14 protein-coding genes and 6 tRNA genes are annotated in these 15,047 nt (G+C 66.2%); 6 read left to right on the forward strand and 14 right to left on the reverse strand.

Annotated features, from left to right (window positions below; all coding sequences use genetic code 11):
• Nucleotides 1-23: 23 nt before the first annotated feature.
• The 4 genes from ASG86_RS10000 to ASG86_RS10015 form a co-directional block, all read right to left on the reverse strand.
• Nucleotides 24-785 (reverse strand): SDR family NAD(P)-dependent oxidoreductase, encoded by a 762-nt coding sequence (locus ASG86_RS10000; protein ID WP_056333337.1) that lies wholly within the window; start codon nucleotides 783-785, stop codon nucleotides 24-26.
• Complete coding sequence (locus ASG86_RS10005) at nucleotides 782-2,149, reverse strand: DUF6421 family protein (protein WP_056333340.1); 1,368 nt, start codon at nucleotides 2,147-2,149, stop codon at nucleotides 782-784. The genes ASG86_RS10000 and ASG86_RS10005 overlap by 4 nt, the downstream gene beginning before the upstream one ends.
• Before the next feature lie 171 nt (nucleotides 2,150-2,320).
• Entirely contained in the window at nucleotides 2,321-2,857 is a 537-nt protein-coding gene (msrB, locus tag ASG86_RS10010; RefSeq protein WP_056333343.1) for a peptide-methionine (R)-S-oxide reductase MsrB, read from the reverse strand.
• 14 nt (nucleotides 2,858-2,871) lie between these two features.
• A complete protein-coding gene (locus ASG86_RS10015; RefSeq protein WP_056333347.1) occupies nucleotides 2,872-3,363 on the reverse strand; it encodes a hypothetical protein in 492 nt (163 codons plus the stop codon).
• A gap of 170 nt (nucleotides 3,364-3,533) precedes the next feature.
• Between ASG86_RS10015 and ASG86_RS10020 the strand changes: the two genes are divergently transcribed.
• The 4 genes from ASG86_RS10020 (at nucleotide 3,534) to ASG86_RS10035 (ending at nucleotide 9,067) form a co-directional block, all read left to right on the forward strand.
• On the forward strand, nucleotides 3,534-4,805 hold the full coding sequence (locus ASG86_RS10020; RefSeq protein WP_056333350.1) for an alpha/beta hydrolase family protein: 1,272 nt from the start codon (nucleotides 3,534-3,536) through the stop codon (nucleotides 4,803-4,805).
• Between the two features lies 1 nt (nucleotide 4,806).
• Nucleotides 4,807-6,384, forward strand: coding sequence for a succinic semialdehyde dehydrogenase (locus ASG86_RS10025; RefSeq protein WP_056333352.1), 1,578 nt, complete (start codon nucleotides 4,807-4,809; stop codon nucleotides 6,382-6,384).
• Nucleotides 6,345-7,190 carry an SDR family oxidoreductase gene (locus ASG86_RS10030; RefSeq protein WP_056333355.1) on the forward strand — a complete coding sequence of 282 codons (846 nt, stop codon included), beginning with the start codon at nucleotides 6,345-6,347 and terminating at the stop codon, nucleotides 7,188-7,190. Before ASG86_RS10025 ends, ASG86_RS10030 begins: the two co-directional genes overlap by 40 nt.
• A gap of 89 nt (nucleotides 7,191-7,279) precedes the next feature.
• Complete coding sequence (locus ASG86_RS10035) at nucleotides 7,280-9,067, forward strand: multicopper oxidase family protein (protein ID WP_056333357.1); 1,788 nt, start codon at nucleotides 7,280-7,282, stop codon at nucleotides 9,065-9,067.
• A 24-nt stretch (nucleotides 9,068-9,091) separates the two neighbouring features.
• Here ASG86_RS10035 and ybaK read toward each other — a convergent pair whose 3' ends face one another.
• Genes ybaK through ASG86_RS10050 form a run of 3 tightly spaced genes read right to left on the reverse strand, consistent with a single transcriptional unit; the run spans nucleotide 9,092 to nucleotide 11,024 of the window.
• On the reverse strand, nucleotides 9,092-9,604 hold the full coding sequence (gene ybaK, locus ASG86_RS10040) for a Cys-tRNA(Pro) deacylase (RefSeq protein ID WP_056333361.1): 513 nt from the start codon (nucleotides 9,602-9,604) through the stop codon (nucleotides 9,092-9,094).
• Between the two features lie 10 nt (nucleotides 9,605-9,614).
• Entirely contained in the window at nucleotides 9,615-10,067 is a 453-nt protein-coding gene (locus ASG86_RS10045; RefSeq protein ID WP_056333364.1) for a SufE family protein, read from the reverse strand.
• A gap of 30 nt (nucleotides 10,068-10,097) precedes the next feature.
• Nucleotides 10,098-11,024 carry a sulfurtransferase gene (locus tag ASG86_RS10050; protein WP_056333367.1) on the reverse strand — a complete coding sequence of 309 codons (927 nt, stop codon included), beginning with the start codon at nucleotides 11,022-11,024 and terminating at the stop codon, nucleotides 10,098-10,100.
• A gap of 215 nt (nucleotides 11,025-11,239) precedes the next feature.
• Here ASG86_RS10050 and zapE point away from each other — a divergent pair, with 215 nt between their 5' ends.
• Nucleotides 11,240-12,277, forward strand: coding sequence for a cell division protein ZapE (gene zapE, locus ASG86_RS10055; RefSeq protein WP_056333370.1), 1,038 nt, complete (start codon nucleotides 11,240-11,242; stop codon nucleotides 12,275-12,277).
• 9 nt (nucleotides 12,278-12,286) lie between these two features.
• Here the strand turns inward: zapE and ASG86_RS10060 are convergent, their stop codons facing one another.
• From ASG86_RS10060 to ASG86_RS10090, 7 genes are all read right to left on the reverse strand, one after another.
• On the reverse strand, nucleotides 12,287-13,504 hold the full coding sequence (locus tag ASG86_RS10060) for a benzoate/H(+) symporter BenE family transporter (RefSeq protein WP_056333373.1): 1,218 nt from the start codon (nucleotides 13,502-13,504) through the stop codon (nucleotides 12,287-12,289).
• A 175-nt stretch (nucleotides 13,505-13,679) separates the two neighbouring features.
• The gene (locus tag ASG86_RS10065) at nucleotides 13,680-13,943 is read right to left on the reverse strand and encodes an antitoxin (protein ID WP_056333980.1); all 264 of its coding nucleotides are present in this window, start codon (nucleotides 13,941-13,943) and stop codon (nucleotides 13,680-13,682) included.
• 142 nt (nucleotides 13,944-14,085) lie between these two features.
• Nucleotides 14,086-14,157 (reverse strand) — tRNA-Val (locus tag ASG86_RS10070).
• A gap of 33 nt (nucleotides 14,158-14,190) precedes the next feature.
• Nucleotides 14,191-14,263 (reverse strand) — tRNA-Gly (locus ASG86_RS10075).
• 54 nt (nucleotides 14,264-14,317) lie between these two features.
• Nucleotides 14,318-14,389 (reverse strand) — tRNA-Val (locus tag ASG86_RS10080).
• Nucleotides 14,390-14,427: 38 nt separating this feature from the next.
• A tRNA-Cys gene (locus ASG86_RS10085) sits at nucleotides 14,428-14,498 on the reverse strand.
• A gap of 47 nt (nucleotides 14,499-14,545) precedes the next feature.
• A tRNA-Gly gene (locus ASG86_RS10090) sits at nucleotides 14,546-14,618 on the reverse strand.
• Between the two features lie 328 nt (nucleotides 14,619-14,946).
• Between ASG86_RS10090 and ASG86_RS10095 the strand changes: the two genes are divergently transcribed.
• Nucleotides 14,947-15,018: transfer RNA gene (locus tag ASG86_RS10095), tRNA-Val, on the forward strand.
• Nucleotides 15,019-15,047 lie beyond the last annotated feature (29 nt).

Here is a 15,047-nt window from a genome sequence, read left to right on the forward strand (position 1 = left end):
CAGTTTAGGGACAGCCGGGGCCGTCAGTCGGCCAGCCTGAGGCGGGCACCGTTGAGTTCGGTGGACGGAGTGCCGAAAAGCCGTACGACGGCGGCAGCAAGGTCAGCCACGTCGGTCGCCCCAGGGAACTTCCGTTCGGGGTGGGCCAGGCGGAGTTCATCGTCCACCAGTGCCTTGACCACGAGGATGGTGGCGGCGGCCGGGTTTCCGCCGGCGCCGGAGGCCCGGCGGAAACCATCGGCCATGGCCACGGTCCAGGTTTCGGCGGCTGCCTTCGCTGCCGCGTAGCTGGCCACGGCTGCGGTGGGGTTGTCCAGGGCGGTGGAAGAGACCATCGCAAACCGCCCCGAGGCGGATGCGGCGAGGTCGTCAAAGAAGACGCGTGAGACATTGCGCAGCGTGGTGATGGCACCGCGCTCCAGGAAGTCCCAGTCGTCGTCGGACTGGTCCGCTATGCCCTTGGCCCCGCGCCAGCCGCCCACCAGGTGGATCACGCCGTCCACCGCCCCCAAAACGCCGGTGACGTCCTCGCGCAGCTGCCGGACGTCCGCCAAAACCGCGAGGTCGCACGTGAAGGGCGTGACGCCGTCGCCCGCTTTCCGCGCTGCCTCGCCGATCCGGGCCTGGTCTGATCCCACCGTGGCCACCCGGTGGCCGGCCGCAGCCAGTGCCCGCGCCACGGCGATTCCGGAGGCGCCGCTGCCGCCGGCCACCAGGACGGTGAGCGGCTGGGCACTGACGCTCTGGCCGCCCTGGGCGCCTTCTGTGGGGCCGGAGCTGCTCACAGTGCCGAGCGGCCGGTGATCCCGGCGGTGGACTCGATGACGGGGCGCATCTTCTTCTCCAAAGCCTCGTAGAACATGGACAGCGGGAATTCGTCGTCCAGCACCTGGTCCGTGAGGCCGCGGGGCGTTCCCGCCAACGGCAGTGCGTCCGGGCCCTTGGCCCACACGGAGGCCGGGTTGGGGGTGACAGTGGCCGAGACCAGCCGGTACGCCGCCAGCCAGTGCGCGGTCTTGGGGCGGTCGATGGAGCGCCAGTACAGTTCGTCGATGCTGGCTCCCAGGGCGATCACAGCGTCCGCCACCTCATCCCAGTCGATGGTAAGCCGGGTATCCGTCCAGTGCAGCACGTGCTGCTGGTGCAGCCAGGCAAAGAGCAGCTGGCCGCCCAGGCCATCGTAATTGCGGACCCGGCTGCCGGTGATGGCGAAGCGGAAGATCCGGTCGAAAATGATGGCGTACTGCACGAGCTTCGCGTGCCGCCGGGCTTCAGGGTCGGCGTCGTCGTCCTGTTCGATCCGGACCGATTCGCGGAACGCGGTGAGGTCGCAGCGCAGCTCTTCGAGCGAGTACAGGAAGTAGGGCATCCGCTGCTTGATCATGAACGGATCGAACGGCAGGTCCCCGCGCATGTGCGTCCGGTCGTGGATCAGGTCCCACATCACGAACGTGGCCTCGGTGAGGTCCTGGTCCGCGAGCAGTTCCGCGGCGCCCTCCGGCAACTCCAGGGACGTGATCTCCGCGGCAGCCTTCAGGACGCGGCGGAACCGGGCGGCTTCCCGGTCGGCAAAGATGGCGCCCCAGGTGAAGGTGGGCGTGCGGCCGACGGCCACCGTTTCGGGGAAGAGCACGGCCGAGTTGGTGTCGTAGCCGGGGGTGAAGTCGACGAAGCGGATGGGGACGAACAGTTTATTCGAGTAGTCCCCGGCTTCCAGCCCGGCAATGAATTCGGGCCAGATGACCTCGACCAGCACGGCCTCCACCAGCCGGTTGCTGCTGCCGTTCTGGGTGTACATGGGGAACACCACCAGGTGCTGCAGACCGTCGCGGCGCTGCTCCTGCGGCTGGAACTCCAGGAGCGAGGAGAGGAAGTCGGGGACTCCGAAGCCGCCGGCAGCCCACGCCTCAAAGTCTGCGCAGCAGGCGCCCAGGTAGTCGGCGTCGTGCGGAAAAGCAGGGGCCAGGGCCTGGACTGCGGCCACGATGACCTCCACGTGCCGGGCTGCCTCCGGGTGGTCCGCCGGATTGGGGACAGACCCGTCCTGGACCTGGAGCCCCTGCAGTGCGGTGGCGGCGGCCTTGAGCCGGAGCCAGTCCTGGTTCTGTGCGGAAATCCCGGTAACGGCGGTGGTCAGGGTCTCTGTCATCGTCGGCTGCCTTTCTGGTTGCTTGCTTCTCTGGCGAGCGTAACAAGCAACCAGCAGGACTTATGCCAAAACGTCCCTTTCGTAAGAAAAGCTTAGCCTTGCTGCTTTCCCGGCAGGATCGAGACAGGTCCTTCCCTGTGGGATAGGCCCCGGGACGCCCTTCCCGGTGCCCTAGCTTTGCAGGGTCCCTTCCGGTCCAGCGTCCTTTGCCACCAGGCGGAGGGACACGGAGTTGATGCAGTAGCGCTGGTCGGTGGGCGTTCCATAGCCCTCGCCCTCGAAGACGTGGCCAAGGTGCGAGTCGCAGGAACCGCAGCGCACCTCGATCCTGTCCATGCCCAGGGTCCTGTCATGGATGTAGCGCACGTTGCCCTCAGCCAAAGGAGCCCAGAAGGAAGGCCACCCGCAGTGCGAGTCAAACTTCTCGTTGCTGGTGAAGAGTTCGGCGCCACAGGCCCGGCACTGGTACACGCCTTCGGTATGGGTGTCCCAGTATTCGCCGGTGTACGGGCGCTCGGTCCCGGCCTGCCGCAGCACGTGGTACTCCTCCGGCGTCAGTTCTTCCCGCCACTGGGCATCACTTTTCGTGACGGTGTTTTCCTGCTTGCCGGTGTCCTGCTTGCCGGTCTCCGGAGTACCGGGGGCCGGAGCCCCACCAACAACGCCTGCCGCCTTGTTTCCGAAAATGCTGTTTCCAAAGATGCTCATAGCATTCCCAACGCTCAGGAGTCGCCGATAAATCCCGAGCCCGCGTACAGGTGGAGCACGGGGACACCGAGTTGGTCCTGCGCCTTGTTGGCCCAGTCCGTGTGGAAGGTATCGGACACGGCATGCGGCCTGGTGATCACCACGGCCTGGGAGGCTCCGGTTTCCCGGACCTTTGCCACCAGGGCCTCCACTGCCTTGCCCTCCACCACCTGGCCGCTCACACCCGAGCCCAGGCCCTCCAGTGCTGCGAGCGACGCGCTGAGGATTTCATCTGCGTGCGCCCGCTCTGTGGCGGGGTCCGGGTTGCGCGCTCCGAGTTCCCGGAACGCCTTGGCAACGTCAAGCATGGAGAGGTTTTCCAGGAAGTCCACGAGCAGGTGCCGCTCGGTGTTTGCCGGCACCAGGACCAGCAGCCGGTTGTCCGCCCCATCCACCAGCCGTTCAATGTTCACGCGGTCGTCCGCGCCCAGGGGTTCTTCGGTCAGGATGATGATGGGATCACTCATGGCCTTAGCCTAGCGCCGCCCGCGGATGCCCGCACGGCAGCAAAAGAAAGTGCCGGAACAGGCCCGGTGGGCTGCGTGGCGCCGTGCCGGTGCTGCCCGGGAATGCGGGTATCGGCGGCAACGCCGGTAAGAATAGTTCCATGGCACCTTTCCGGCGAGCGCGCCCTGCAATGACTGCAACCATCCGGGATTCCGGCGGGATGTCTCCCGGAGCAAAGTGGGCCATCGGCGGCGCCATTGCCGGCGGATCCGTAGCCAGCCTGCTGGGAGCAGGCTCTTCCGCGCTCGCGCTGTACTTTGCCCGCCGCGTCATCACGCCGGCAAGGCAACGGACTGCCGACAAGGAACTGCTGGCCGTGATCCGGGACGGGCACAAGCAGCAGGTGATCCTCGCTGCCGACGACGACACCACGGTGGACGGGGTCTACGGGTTCTTTTTCGACGGCGGCAAGGGGCACGTGCGCATTGGCCGCATAATTTCCTACTCGCCCGCCGAACGGACGGTCCTGCGCGAGGTGGAAGCCGTCTACAGCGGTGACTTGTCCACGGCCCGCTGGGGATGGTGGAGCGGTGCCATCTACCCGGACCCGGCCGCCGTCGGAATTCCTGCCGAGGACGTGCCGATTCCGGTGGAGCGCGGGGAAGCGCCGGCCTGGCTGGTCCGGGCGAAGGGGACGGCCCGCACCTGGGCGATTATGGTGCACGGACGCGGGGCCAGCCGGCAGGAGGCTCTGCGCGCGGTGGGACCGGCACTGGAGCTGGGCCTGACCAGCCTGCTGGTGTCCTACCGCAATGACGGACTGGCGCCTTCGGCCGATGACGGACGCTACGGCCTGGGCTCCACGGAATGGCAGGACATTGAAGCTGCCATTGAGTATGCGCTGGCCAATGGTGCCGAGGAAATCGTCCTGTTCGGCTGGTCCATGGGCGGGGCCATTTGCCTGCAGACCGCGGACCTGTCCCGCCACCGGCACCGGATACGGGCCATGGTGCTCGACGCCCCGGTGATCGACTGGGTCACCGTGCTGGCGCACCATGCGCAGCTGAACCGGATTCCGTCGCTGGTGGGCCGCTACGGGCAGCTCATGCTGGGTCACCCGCTGGGCCGCCGTCTGACCGGCCTTTCGGCGCCGGTGGACCTGAAGGTCATGGACTGGGTGTCCAGGGCCGTCGAACTGCGGACACCCACGCTGATCATCCACAGCGTTGACGACGAGTACGTCCCCTACGGGCCCTCCGCCCTCCTGGCCGAGCGGAACCCGGAAATGGTCACGTTCGAAACGTTCAGGCACGCACGTCACACCAAGGAATGGAACGTGGACCCAGAGCGTTGGGAGCGGCTGGTCAAGGCCTGGCTTCGGCAGCAGCTCGCACCCCGCCTCAACCCAGGATCGGGGCCCAGGCCGGGGACACTGGCCGGACAAACGTCTGCGGGGGCGTGACATGGCGCAACAACTGCACCGGGGAACAACAGGGACGTTGGGCGCACGTGGGCGGGACCTTGCCGCGGGACTTCAAGGACTTGTCACAGCTGCCCCGGGCGGACAGACCCAGGCATCGCACGCACCCTTTGACGGCACAGTGATTGGTGAAGTGCCTGTCTGCACCACGCATGACGTTGATGCCGCCGTCGGTACGGCCCGCCTGGCGCAGCGGCACTGGGCTGATGTTCCGGTGGCTGAACGCTGTGCCGTGGTCCGGCGCTTCCGCGGGCTGGTGCTGGACCGGGAGCAGGACATCCTGGACCTGGTGCAGGCAGAAAGCGGCAAGTCCCGGCTGAGCGCCTTCGAGGAGTTCGCGGACGTTGTCCTGACCGCGGACTACTATGTGCGGAACGCTGAACGGTTCCTTGGGCCGCGCCGCCGGAGAGGAGCCGCTCCGGTCCTGACCCGCACCACCGAGCACCGCATTCCCAAGGGCGTGGTGGGCGTCATCAGTCCCTGGAACTACCCGCTGACCCTTGCGGTCTCGGATGCCATCCCTGCCCTGCTGGCCGGAAACGGCATCGTCCTGAAGCCGGATTCACAGACACCCTTCACCGCCCTGCTGATGCTCAGGCTGCTCCGGCAGGCGGGCCTTCCCGCAGACCTGTTCCAGGTGGTCACGGGGCCGGGCACTGCGATCGGGCCCGCTTTGATCGAGCGGGTCGATTTCCTGATGTTCACCGGATCGTCTAAGACCGGCAAGACGGTGGCCCGGCAGTGCGGTGAGCGGCTGATCGGCTTTTCCGCCGAACTCGGCGGCAAGAACCCCATGCTGGTCCTGGCTGACGCGGATATTGGCAAGGCCGCCGCCGGCGCGGTGCACGCCTGTTTTTCCAACTCCGGACAGCTGTGCGTCAGCATCGAACGGATTTACGTGCACACGGACGTCCACGACAGTTTCCTGGCCGCCTTCGCAGCCGGGGCAAAGGGCATCCGCTTGGCTCCAGGGCCGGAGTGGGACATCGGCATGGGGTCCCTCATCAGCGCGGCACAACTCGAACGGGTGGAGCGCCATGTCCAGGATGCGCTGGCCAAAGGCGCGCAACTGGTTACCGGCGGCCGGCGGCGGCCGGACCTGGGGCCCTTGTTCTACGAGCCAACGGTCCTCACCGGAGTCACCGAGGAGATGCTCGTGGCCCGGGAGGAGACCTTCGGGCCCGTCGTGGCCGTCTACCGGACAGCGGACGACGACGAAGCCGTAGCCCTGGCCAACGATTCCGACTTCGGGCTGAACGCCAGCGTCTGGTCCGGCCGCCGGGGTGAGACCGTGGCGCGCAGGCTCCTGACGGGCACAGTCAACGTGAATGAAGGCTATGCAGCCACCTGGGCGTCCCACGATGCACCGATCGGGGGCATGAAGGAGTCCGGCGCGGGCCGCCGCCACGGCCGGGAAGGCATCCTCAAATACACCGAGCCGCAGACCATTGCCGTGCAGCGGCTGCTCCGTGTTGCGCCCGCGCCGCCGGGCTCCACGCCGTCAAAACCCAGGAGAACCATATGCCCACAGGAACCCCGCTTTCCGGCGCAACACTGTTGATCACCGGAGGTGGCAGCGGGCTGGGCCGCCGCCTGGCGCTCGGAGCCGCCCGGCGCGGCAGCCGGGTGGTCATCTGGGACCTGGATGCTGCACGGGGCGCAGCAGTGCGCGATGAGATCCGCGCCGCCGGCGGCTTTGCCGAAGCCCACATTGTTGACGTCACGGACCGTGAGGCGGTGAAGGCTGCCGCGGGTGTTGCCGGACCGGTGGATGTCCTGGTCAACAACGCCGGCGTGGTCAGCGGCCGGCCACTCCTGGAAGCCACGGATGAAGCCATCGAACGGACCATGAACGTCAATGTCATGGCCCTGTACTGGGTCACCCGCGCCTTCCTCGGTGGAATGGCAAACCGCCGTCGGGGAACCGTGGTCACCATTGCCAGTGCTGCCGGCCTGGTGGGTGTGGCCCGCCAGACCGACTATTCCGCCAGCAAGTTTGCCGCTTTCGGCTTCAACGAATCACTCCGTGCCGAGCTCCGCGCCGGAAGAACCGGTGTCAACACGCTGGTGGTCTGCCCGTACTACATCGACACCGGGATGTTCGACGGCGTCCGGACCCGCTGGCCCCTGCTCCTCCCCATCCTCCAGGAAGAGCAGGTGGCAACCAGGACCCTTGACGCCATCGAAGCCGGGCGCCGAAAGCTTGTCCTGCCGCCTATTGTGAACCTGTTGCCCGCCCTCCGGATTCTTCCGGTCAAAGTCTTTGACGGGCTCATGGACGTGCTGGGAGTCAACCGGACCATGGACCACTTCACCGGCCGGGATGCCACACGGGCCGAAGAGAAAACCGTTGGTCCCGGCGCCTGACAGGGACTGTTGGCCCTACCGTCCGCGGGGAGGCTGCCTTAGCGTCAGCTGCTAGGGGGGACCTGGCAGCAAGCGAAACGGGGCCCAAAATGCACTTGACGAGGCGGCAACTTCTGCAGGCGGGCGCCGTAGCCGGCGCAGGTGTCCTGACCCAGGGTTACGGGCCAGGTGCGGGCCGGGCGCTCGCAGCTCCTGGTGCCGCAGCCGGTATGTTTACCGAGCAGCTTCCCACCCTGGATGAGCTCGGAGTGTTGGACATGCGGGCCGGCGGCAGCAAGTCGCTCTGGGTGCGCAACGCCCGCCACCGGTTCCAGGAACACATGGGCCTGACGGACACCCTGGCCTACCAGGAGGCCGGTTCAAGCCGGACGTACCTTGGCCCCGTGATCATTGCCCGGAAAGGAACGCCCTTCGAGCTGACGGTCCACAACCGGGCCGGACGGCATCCCCTGGCCTTTGCCATCGACCCCGAACTGGTTCCGGCGGGCAGCAACGATGCCGTGCGGCCGCGGACGTCCGTCCATCTTCACGGCGGCAATACCAGCGTGCGGTCCGACGGCGGCCCGGACCAGGCATTCGGTCCCGGCGCCTCCTACACGTACCACTACGGCAACAACCAGGATGCCGCCGGCCTTTGGTACCACGACCATGCGTTGGGCATGACCCGCCTGAATGTCTACGCAGGACTGGCCGGAGGGTACTTGCTCCGGGATACCCCGGGGCCGGGAGGAACCGGGATAGACACGGGGGATGGCACGCACCTGCCCCCGCCGCCGTACGAGGTCCCGATGATTATCCAGGACCGCATGTTCAACCCTGACGGCTCGTTCGCCTACCCGCCGAACCCTGATTTGGTGGCGGCGGACGGCAAGGCACGGCCTTGGGCCCCGGAGTTCTTCGGCGATGTGGCCACCGTCAACGGAAAGACCTGGCCCAACCTGGACGTGGCCCGCGGGAAGTACCGTTTCCGGATGTTCAACGGCTCCAACGCCCGGTTTTACGACTTGAGGTTGCTCGCCGGCGGCACGGCGGTCCCTTTCGACCAGATAGGGTCCGACGGCGGCCTGCTCGACGCTCCGGTCCGGCTCAACAGGCTGGTGATGGGACCGGGGGAACGGGCAGACATCGTGGTGGACTTCGCCGGGCTCAAGGCCGGCTCGAGGGTAGTCCTGGCCAACAGCGCCCGGGTGCCCTACCCGGACGGGCCCGAGTCCGTCCGGCAGGGCGGACTCCCGCTTCCGCAGATCATGCAGTTCACCGTCCTCTCCGAGCCCGGCTACACGGTGCCCCTGCCGGCCCAACTCCGGTCCCAAGCCGTAACCAGGCTAGGGGAACGGCCGGTCAAGGCAACGAGGTCCATGGCGCTGGTGGAAGTAGCCAACGCGGACGACGTTCCGGTGATGGCATTGCTGAACAACAGGATGTTCGACAGCCCGGACATCACGGTGGTGAAGAGCGACACCCTGGAACAGTGGGAGCTCATCAACACCACCGTGGACGCGCATCCGATTCACCTGCATTTCACCCAGTTCCAGGTGCTCAACCGGCAGAAGTTCGACGTCGATGCCTATCTGGAGGAAACGGATTTCATCGATCCGGCCACCGGCCTGGTCACGCCGGGGCGGGGCAAAGCGGTCGACGTCGGGCCGCACCTGATCGGCCGGCCCAAGGCAGCACCTGCCAATGAACAGGGCTGGAAGGACACCGTGGTGGCGATGCCGGGCGAGGTCACCAGGATCCGGGTTCCCTTTGGTGCAGCCGCAGCCGGCGGAGACCCGCTCGCCATCGGCTCGTCCTTCAAAGGCGAATACGTGTGGCACTGCCACATCCTGGAGCACGAGGACAACGACATGATGCAGCACTATGTGATCGAGTAACCTGCGCTCCCGGACTTCGCGCTGCTATGGTCGGGAGCCGCCCGCGGCCGGCGAGCCGATGGGTGCGGCGATGGCGTCCGTCAGCCGGACCAGGTCTGCCGGGGCGAGCTCAATGTCCAGGCCGCGGCGGCCTCCGGACACCAGGATCGAATCCAGCCCCAGGGCGGTGGAATCCAGCACGGTGGGGGAGGGCTGGCGCTGCCCGATGGGGGAGATGCCGCCCAGGACATAGCCGGTGCGGCGCTGGGCTGCGGCGCGATCGGCCATGGCGGCCTTCTTGGCTCCGAGCGCGGCAGCCATTGCCTTCAGGTCAAGGCTTCCGCTGACCGGTACGATCCCCACTGCGAGCCGGCCCTCCACGTCCACCATCAGGGTTTTGAAGACACGGGACGGATCGATGCCAAGGGCTTCGGCAGCTTCAGCACCATAGCTCTGCGCGGATGGATCGTGGGTGTACGGGTGCAGCACAAATGGAACCCCGGCAGCGGTCAGGGCCGCTGTTGCCGGGGTTCCCTGGGAACTGGTCTTCCGTGCCATGGGTACGGGGTCAGGCCTGGGCGCGGGACTCTGCCGCCACCTTGCGCTTGATCCTTCCCAGCATGGCGGTCATGCCCCGCATGCGCAGCGGCGTAATGGCCCGGGTGAGCCCCAGCAGCTCCGGCATGTCGTCCGGCACGGACAGGATCTCGTCTGCGGACAGGCCGTCCAGGCCCTCGTGCAGCACGCCGGCGAACCCCCGCGTGGTGGGTGCCTCGGCAGGTGCCTTGAAGAACAGGTGGACCGCGCCGTCGTCGTTGTTCCCCGTCTCAACGGTGAGGAACAGCGGCGACTGGCACTCCACCACCTGCTCCAGAAGTTCGGGGTGGTCCTTGAGCCGGTCGGGGAGCTCGGGCAGTCCTTCGGAGAACTCCAGCAGCAGCTGCAGCCTCTCGGGTTCGGACAGGGCCTGGAAGTCGTCCACGATCGCCGCAAGGGCGGATGGCAAAGCTTGAGTAGTCATCGTGTCAAGTCTACGCGGGCGGGTGCTGCGTCAGGCTCCGACGGTGGCCGGAACGGAACCCCGCTCGGCGCCCTTGACGATCGGTACGCGGACCGCATTGCCCCACTCGGTCCAGGATCCGTCGTAGTTGCGGACCGAATCAAAGCCCAGGAGGTACTTCAGGGCGAACCAGGTGTGGCTGGAACGCTCCCCAATCCGGCAGTACGCCACCACGTCGTCACCCTCGGACAGGCCGGCCTCGCCAAGGTAGATCGCCTCCAGTTCCCCGCGGCTCTTGAAGGTGCCGTCGGCGGCAGCGGCGCGGGCCCATGGAATGGATGCGGCGGTGGGGATGTGGCCGCCGCGGAGGGCGCCTTCCTCGGGGTAGGCCGGCATGTGGGTGCGCTGGCCGGTGTATTCCTCGGGCGAGCGGACGTCGATGAGCGGGCGGGTGCCGAGGTGGGCCAGGACGTCGTCCTTGAAGGCGCGGATGGGGGCATCGTCGCGCTCAACCACGGGGTAGCTCCCCGCGGCGGGGGCCGGCCGGTCCTTGGTCAGTTCGCGGCCCTCGGCAATCCACTTGTCCCGGCCGCCGTCGAGCAGCCGGACATCCTGGTGGCCAAACAGCGTGAAGACCCAAAGTGCGTACGCGGCCCACCAGTTGGACTTGTCGCCGTAGATGACCACGGTGCTGTCCCGCGAGATTCCCTTGGAGGCCGCGAGCTCCGCGAAGGCTGCGCCGTCGATGTAGTCACGGGCAACTTCGTCATTCAGGTCCGTGTGCCAGTCAATCTTCACCGCGCCGGGGATGTGGCCTGTTTCGTACAGGAGCACATCCTCGTCGGATTCCACCACCACGATGCCGCCGTCCGCCACCGCGCCGTCCTTGATGGCAGCCGCCAGCCACTCCGTGGAAACGAGACGTTCCGGGTGGGCATAGGCAGCAAACTTCTCATTCTGGTCAACCGGGTAGGGCATTGCTTGGCCTTTCAGTAAGAGCACGGGAATCCATGGAACATGCATTGGAACCTGTTCCCACACTAGCCAGCGCCCCTGACGTTGTCCGTATTCCGTTAATAGGGCGAAATGTTGCCTTCGTCACTCGATGCGCCTGGAGGAAGGCAGCCGGCCCGGATTCAGCCTGCCTTGCCGGTATCCTTTCTGGGGACCAACCACCAGCAGAACGGACCACCTTGGTACAGATCGAACAGCTTGCCGCCCGCACCCCGGCAGTTTCGGTGGACGAACTCCTCAAGGGCTTCTACCCATCGCCGCGGTTCGGGGAGGTCTCCTTTGCGAGCTACCGCCCGGACCCCAAGCAGCCCAGCCAGGCCACGGCCGTGCGGGAACTGCAGGGGTTTGCCGACGGCGTGGGGTCGGGTAACGGGGGAGGGCTCTTCAAAAAGCTGTTCGGCAAGAAGGACGAATCACGCGCCGGCATCTACCTTGACGGCGGGTTCGGCGTGGGCAAGACCCACCTGCTCGCGTCCCTGTGGCACGCGTCGCCGGGCCCCAAAGCCTTCGGTACCTTCGTGGAGTACACCAACCTCGTGGGCGCCCTGTCCTTCCGTAAGACGGTCGATGCCCTGAGCGGCTACAAGCTCGTTTGCATCGACGAATTCGAGCTTGACGATCCGGGCGATACCGTCCTGATGTCCCGGCTCATGCGGGAACTGGCAGACGCCGGGCTCAAGCTTGCAGCCACCTCCAACACCCTGCCGGGCTCGCTGGGGGACGGCCGCTTTGCCGCCGTGGACTTCCAGCGCGAAATCCAGGTCCTGGCCGACCAGTTCGAGGTCATCCGGATCGACGGCGAGGACTTCCGGCACCGCGGCCTGCCCGCCGCGCCGGCCCCGCTGAGGAACAGCGAACTCAATGCCCACATGAAAGCGGAGTTCGACGGCAAGACGGTTGCCCAGGACGAATTTTCCACCCTCATCCACCATCTGGCCGGCGTGCACCCCAGCCGCTACCGCCAGTTGATCGACGGCATTGACGGCGTGGTGTGGCGCAACGTGGAAACCATCAAGGAGCAGGCGGTGGCGCTGCGGTTCGTGGTTCTGGCGGACAGGCTCTACGACAAGGATGTTCCCATCCTGGCCAGCGGCGTCCCCTTCGACCAGCTGTTCACGGAGGAAATGATGACCGGCGGGTACATGAAGAAATACTTCCGCGCCGTCTCCCGCCTGACCGCCCTGGCCCGTGAAGGCCAGAACCACGAGCCGTCCTAGCGGCAACCCCTAAGAGGAGGTTGGGCTGCGCCGGGGCTTCAGCGCCCATTGAACCGCCAGCCCGGCAATCAGCGCCCAGAACGCGGAACCGATTCCGGCAAAAACCAGCCCCGATGCCGCCATCAGGAACGTGACCGCCGGGGCAATGCGCTCTTCGGCGTCAGCAAGGGCAGCCGAAATGGCCGATGCCAGGGTGCCCAGAAGGGCCAGTCCGGCCACGGCTTCGAGCATCCCCGCGGGCGCCTGGTCAACGACCGACACCAGGGCTGCGGAAAAGGCAGCCAGCACCAGGTAGGCCAGGCCGGACGTGAAGCCGGCGATCCACCTCCTGCTTCGGTCCCCGCCTGCTTCGGGACCGGCGGCCAGGGCCGCGCTGAGCGCTGCAAGGTTGATGGCGTGGCCGCCGAAGGGCGCTCCCAGAACGGTGCCCGCTCCCGTAACCAGCATCGCCGGCCGCCACGGTGTCCCGTATCCGAAGGAACGCAGCACAGCCACTCCGGGAATGTTCTGCGATGCCATTGTCACCACGAACAAGGGGACGGCAATGCTGGCGATGGCCTGCAGGCCGAACGTGGGAGTGGTCCAGGCCAGTGTGGGCATGAATCCTGCCGGATCCACTGGCGTCCCGGCGTACGCCAGGGAAGTTCCGATCACGCCCAGGGCCACCAGCAATGCTGCAGGAACCGACCAGCGCGGAGCGAACTTCATCATCAGCAGCCAGCACAAAATGACCGGCGCAACAAACACGGGGACCGTGCCCAGGGCTTTGAAGGGGGCCAGGCACAGCTGCAGCAGGACCCCGGCCAGCATCGCCTGTGCCAGGGAGGACGGAATGCGCGCCATCAGCCTGCCAAGCGCCGGCACCATGCCGGTCAGGGCCAACAGCAGGCCCGCCGTGAGGAAGGCCCCGACGGCGGCCGGCCATCCGCCGTCGGGAATTCCCGATGCAGCCAGCAGCGCCGCGCCCGGTGTTGACCAGGCCAGTGTCACAGGAACCCTGGAGCGCCAGGCGAGAACCAGGACGCCAAGGCCGACGCTCATGGTCAGTGCCAGCAGGCCGGACGCGGCCTGGGCGGAATCGGCTCCCACCGCCTTGAGTCCGGCCAGGACCACGGCAAAGGAGGAGGTGAAGCCCACCAACGCGGTGACGATCCCGGCGATGACGGGCCGGGAATCGATCCGAGCCCGGGTGGTCTTTGCCTCGGAGGGTGCGGGGGAGTTGGGCATACAGGCAGGTTACTGGCGGGCGTCCGGGAATCGGGAATCCGTTGGCACCGGCTCGGTGACAAGTGCTAACTGCCTTAGTGCCATCAGTGCCTTTAAACGCCAAAGGCGCGGGCGCCGCCTCCCGGCGGGACCCGCGCCCCGTTGACGTGCTGGGGCAAAGCCCTGGCCAAATCCTTTACGGAGCCCTGTCGACCGGTGGAACCGGATTTTCAGGAGCTGCCGGCGGAACCTGCCCGGCGGCAGGTGCCTGGCCCGGGGTTCCGTTCTTGTCAATGAGCTTGGAAGCGCCATCCTGGATCTTGTCGACATGGCCGGTGTACTTGCCGCCGGTCTTGGTGTCGACGAAATCGCCGGCCTTGCTGATGCCGTTCTTGATGGCCTGCTCGTTGCCGCGGATGAGACCCTGAGCCTTGCCCTTTAGATCGTCAATCAAACCCACGAGCACCTCCCTTCGATCGCGGAGCCAGGTCGCTCCTCGCGCCTTCGATCCTATCCGGGGGTGAAAGGTGTGCCAAGGGAGTTCGCCCGCAGCGGATACGGGGGAAACGAAAAAAGCAGCTCCGTAAGAGCTGCTGTTCATGTGGGCGATACTGGGATCGAACCAGTGACCTCTTCCGTGTCAGGGAAGCGCGCTACCGCTGCGCCAATCGCCCGGAACCGGAAGACCGGCTAATGGGATGTAAGAGAGCGGACGACGAGATTCGAACTCGCGACATCCACCTTGGCAAGGTGGTGCTCTACCAGCTGAGCTACGTCCGCGTGTGCAGGTTGAACCGGTAAACCGGTGGTACTGCGGGCAAGTTGCCTTGCCAGTGGGCGATACTGGGATCGAACCAGTGACCTCTTCCGTGTCAGGGAAGCGCGCTACCGCTGCGCCAATCGCCCATTGAATCCGAAACATCCGGAAACCATGGTTTTCACCGAGGTGGGTACGGGATTCGAACCCGTGTATACGGCTTTGCAGGCCGCTGCCTCGCCTCTCGGCCAACCCACCGTGTTAGCGTCAATTCCGAAGAATGTTTGCTGTGACAGTGTCCTGCGAGCGGACGACGAGATTCGAACTCGCGACATCCACCTTGGCAAGGTGGTGCTCTACCAGCTGAGCTACGTCCGCATTTTGGAGGGTTGATTCCTTGCCGTTTCCGGCATTTCCTCGCGTTCCAACGAGTAAAAACAATATAGGAGGTTCGGGGATTCTCCAAATCGCCCCGACCCGGCCCGGCACTATGACCTCCCGATCCCTGTAACTGCGCGGATTTTGAGAGTTACAAGCGTGTAATTCCCGACGCCGGCAGCGGGCGCTGGTGCGCCATGCTGCCGTCCGCCGGGCTGCTTTCAGTTGTTGGCGGCCAGGCAGAGGGTGCGCCTTTGGGGCCGGTTCATGAGGTGCCCCGTTCGATTTTTGAAATAGGGCAGAGGTGGGCTAGCATTCAAATGCATCGGGGCGATTGGCGCAGTGGTAGCGCGCTTCGTTCACACCGAAGAGGTCACTGGTTCGAACCCAGTATCGCCCACCGCAGAGGCCCGTTTCCGCTCATCAGCA

This window comes from Arthrobacter sp. Soil764, from assembly GCF_001428075.1.
GTDB lineage: Bacteria > Actinomycetota > Actinomycetes > Actinomycetales > Micrococcaceae > Arthrobacter.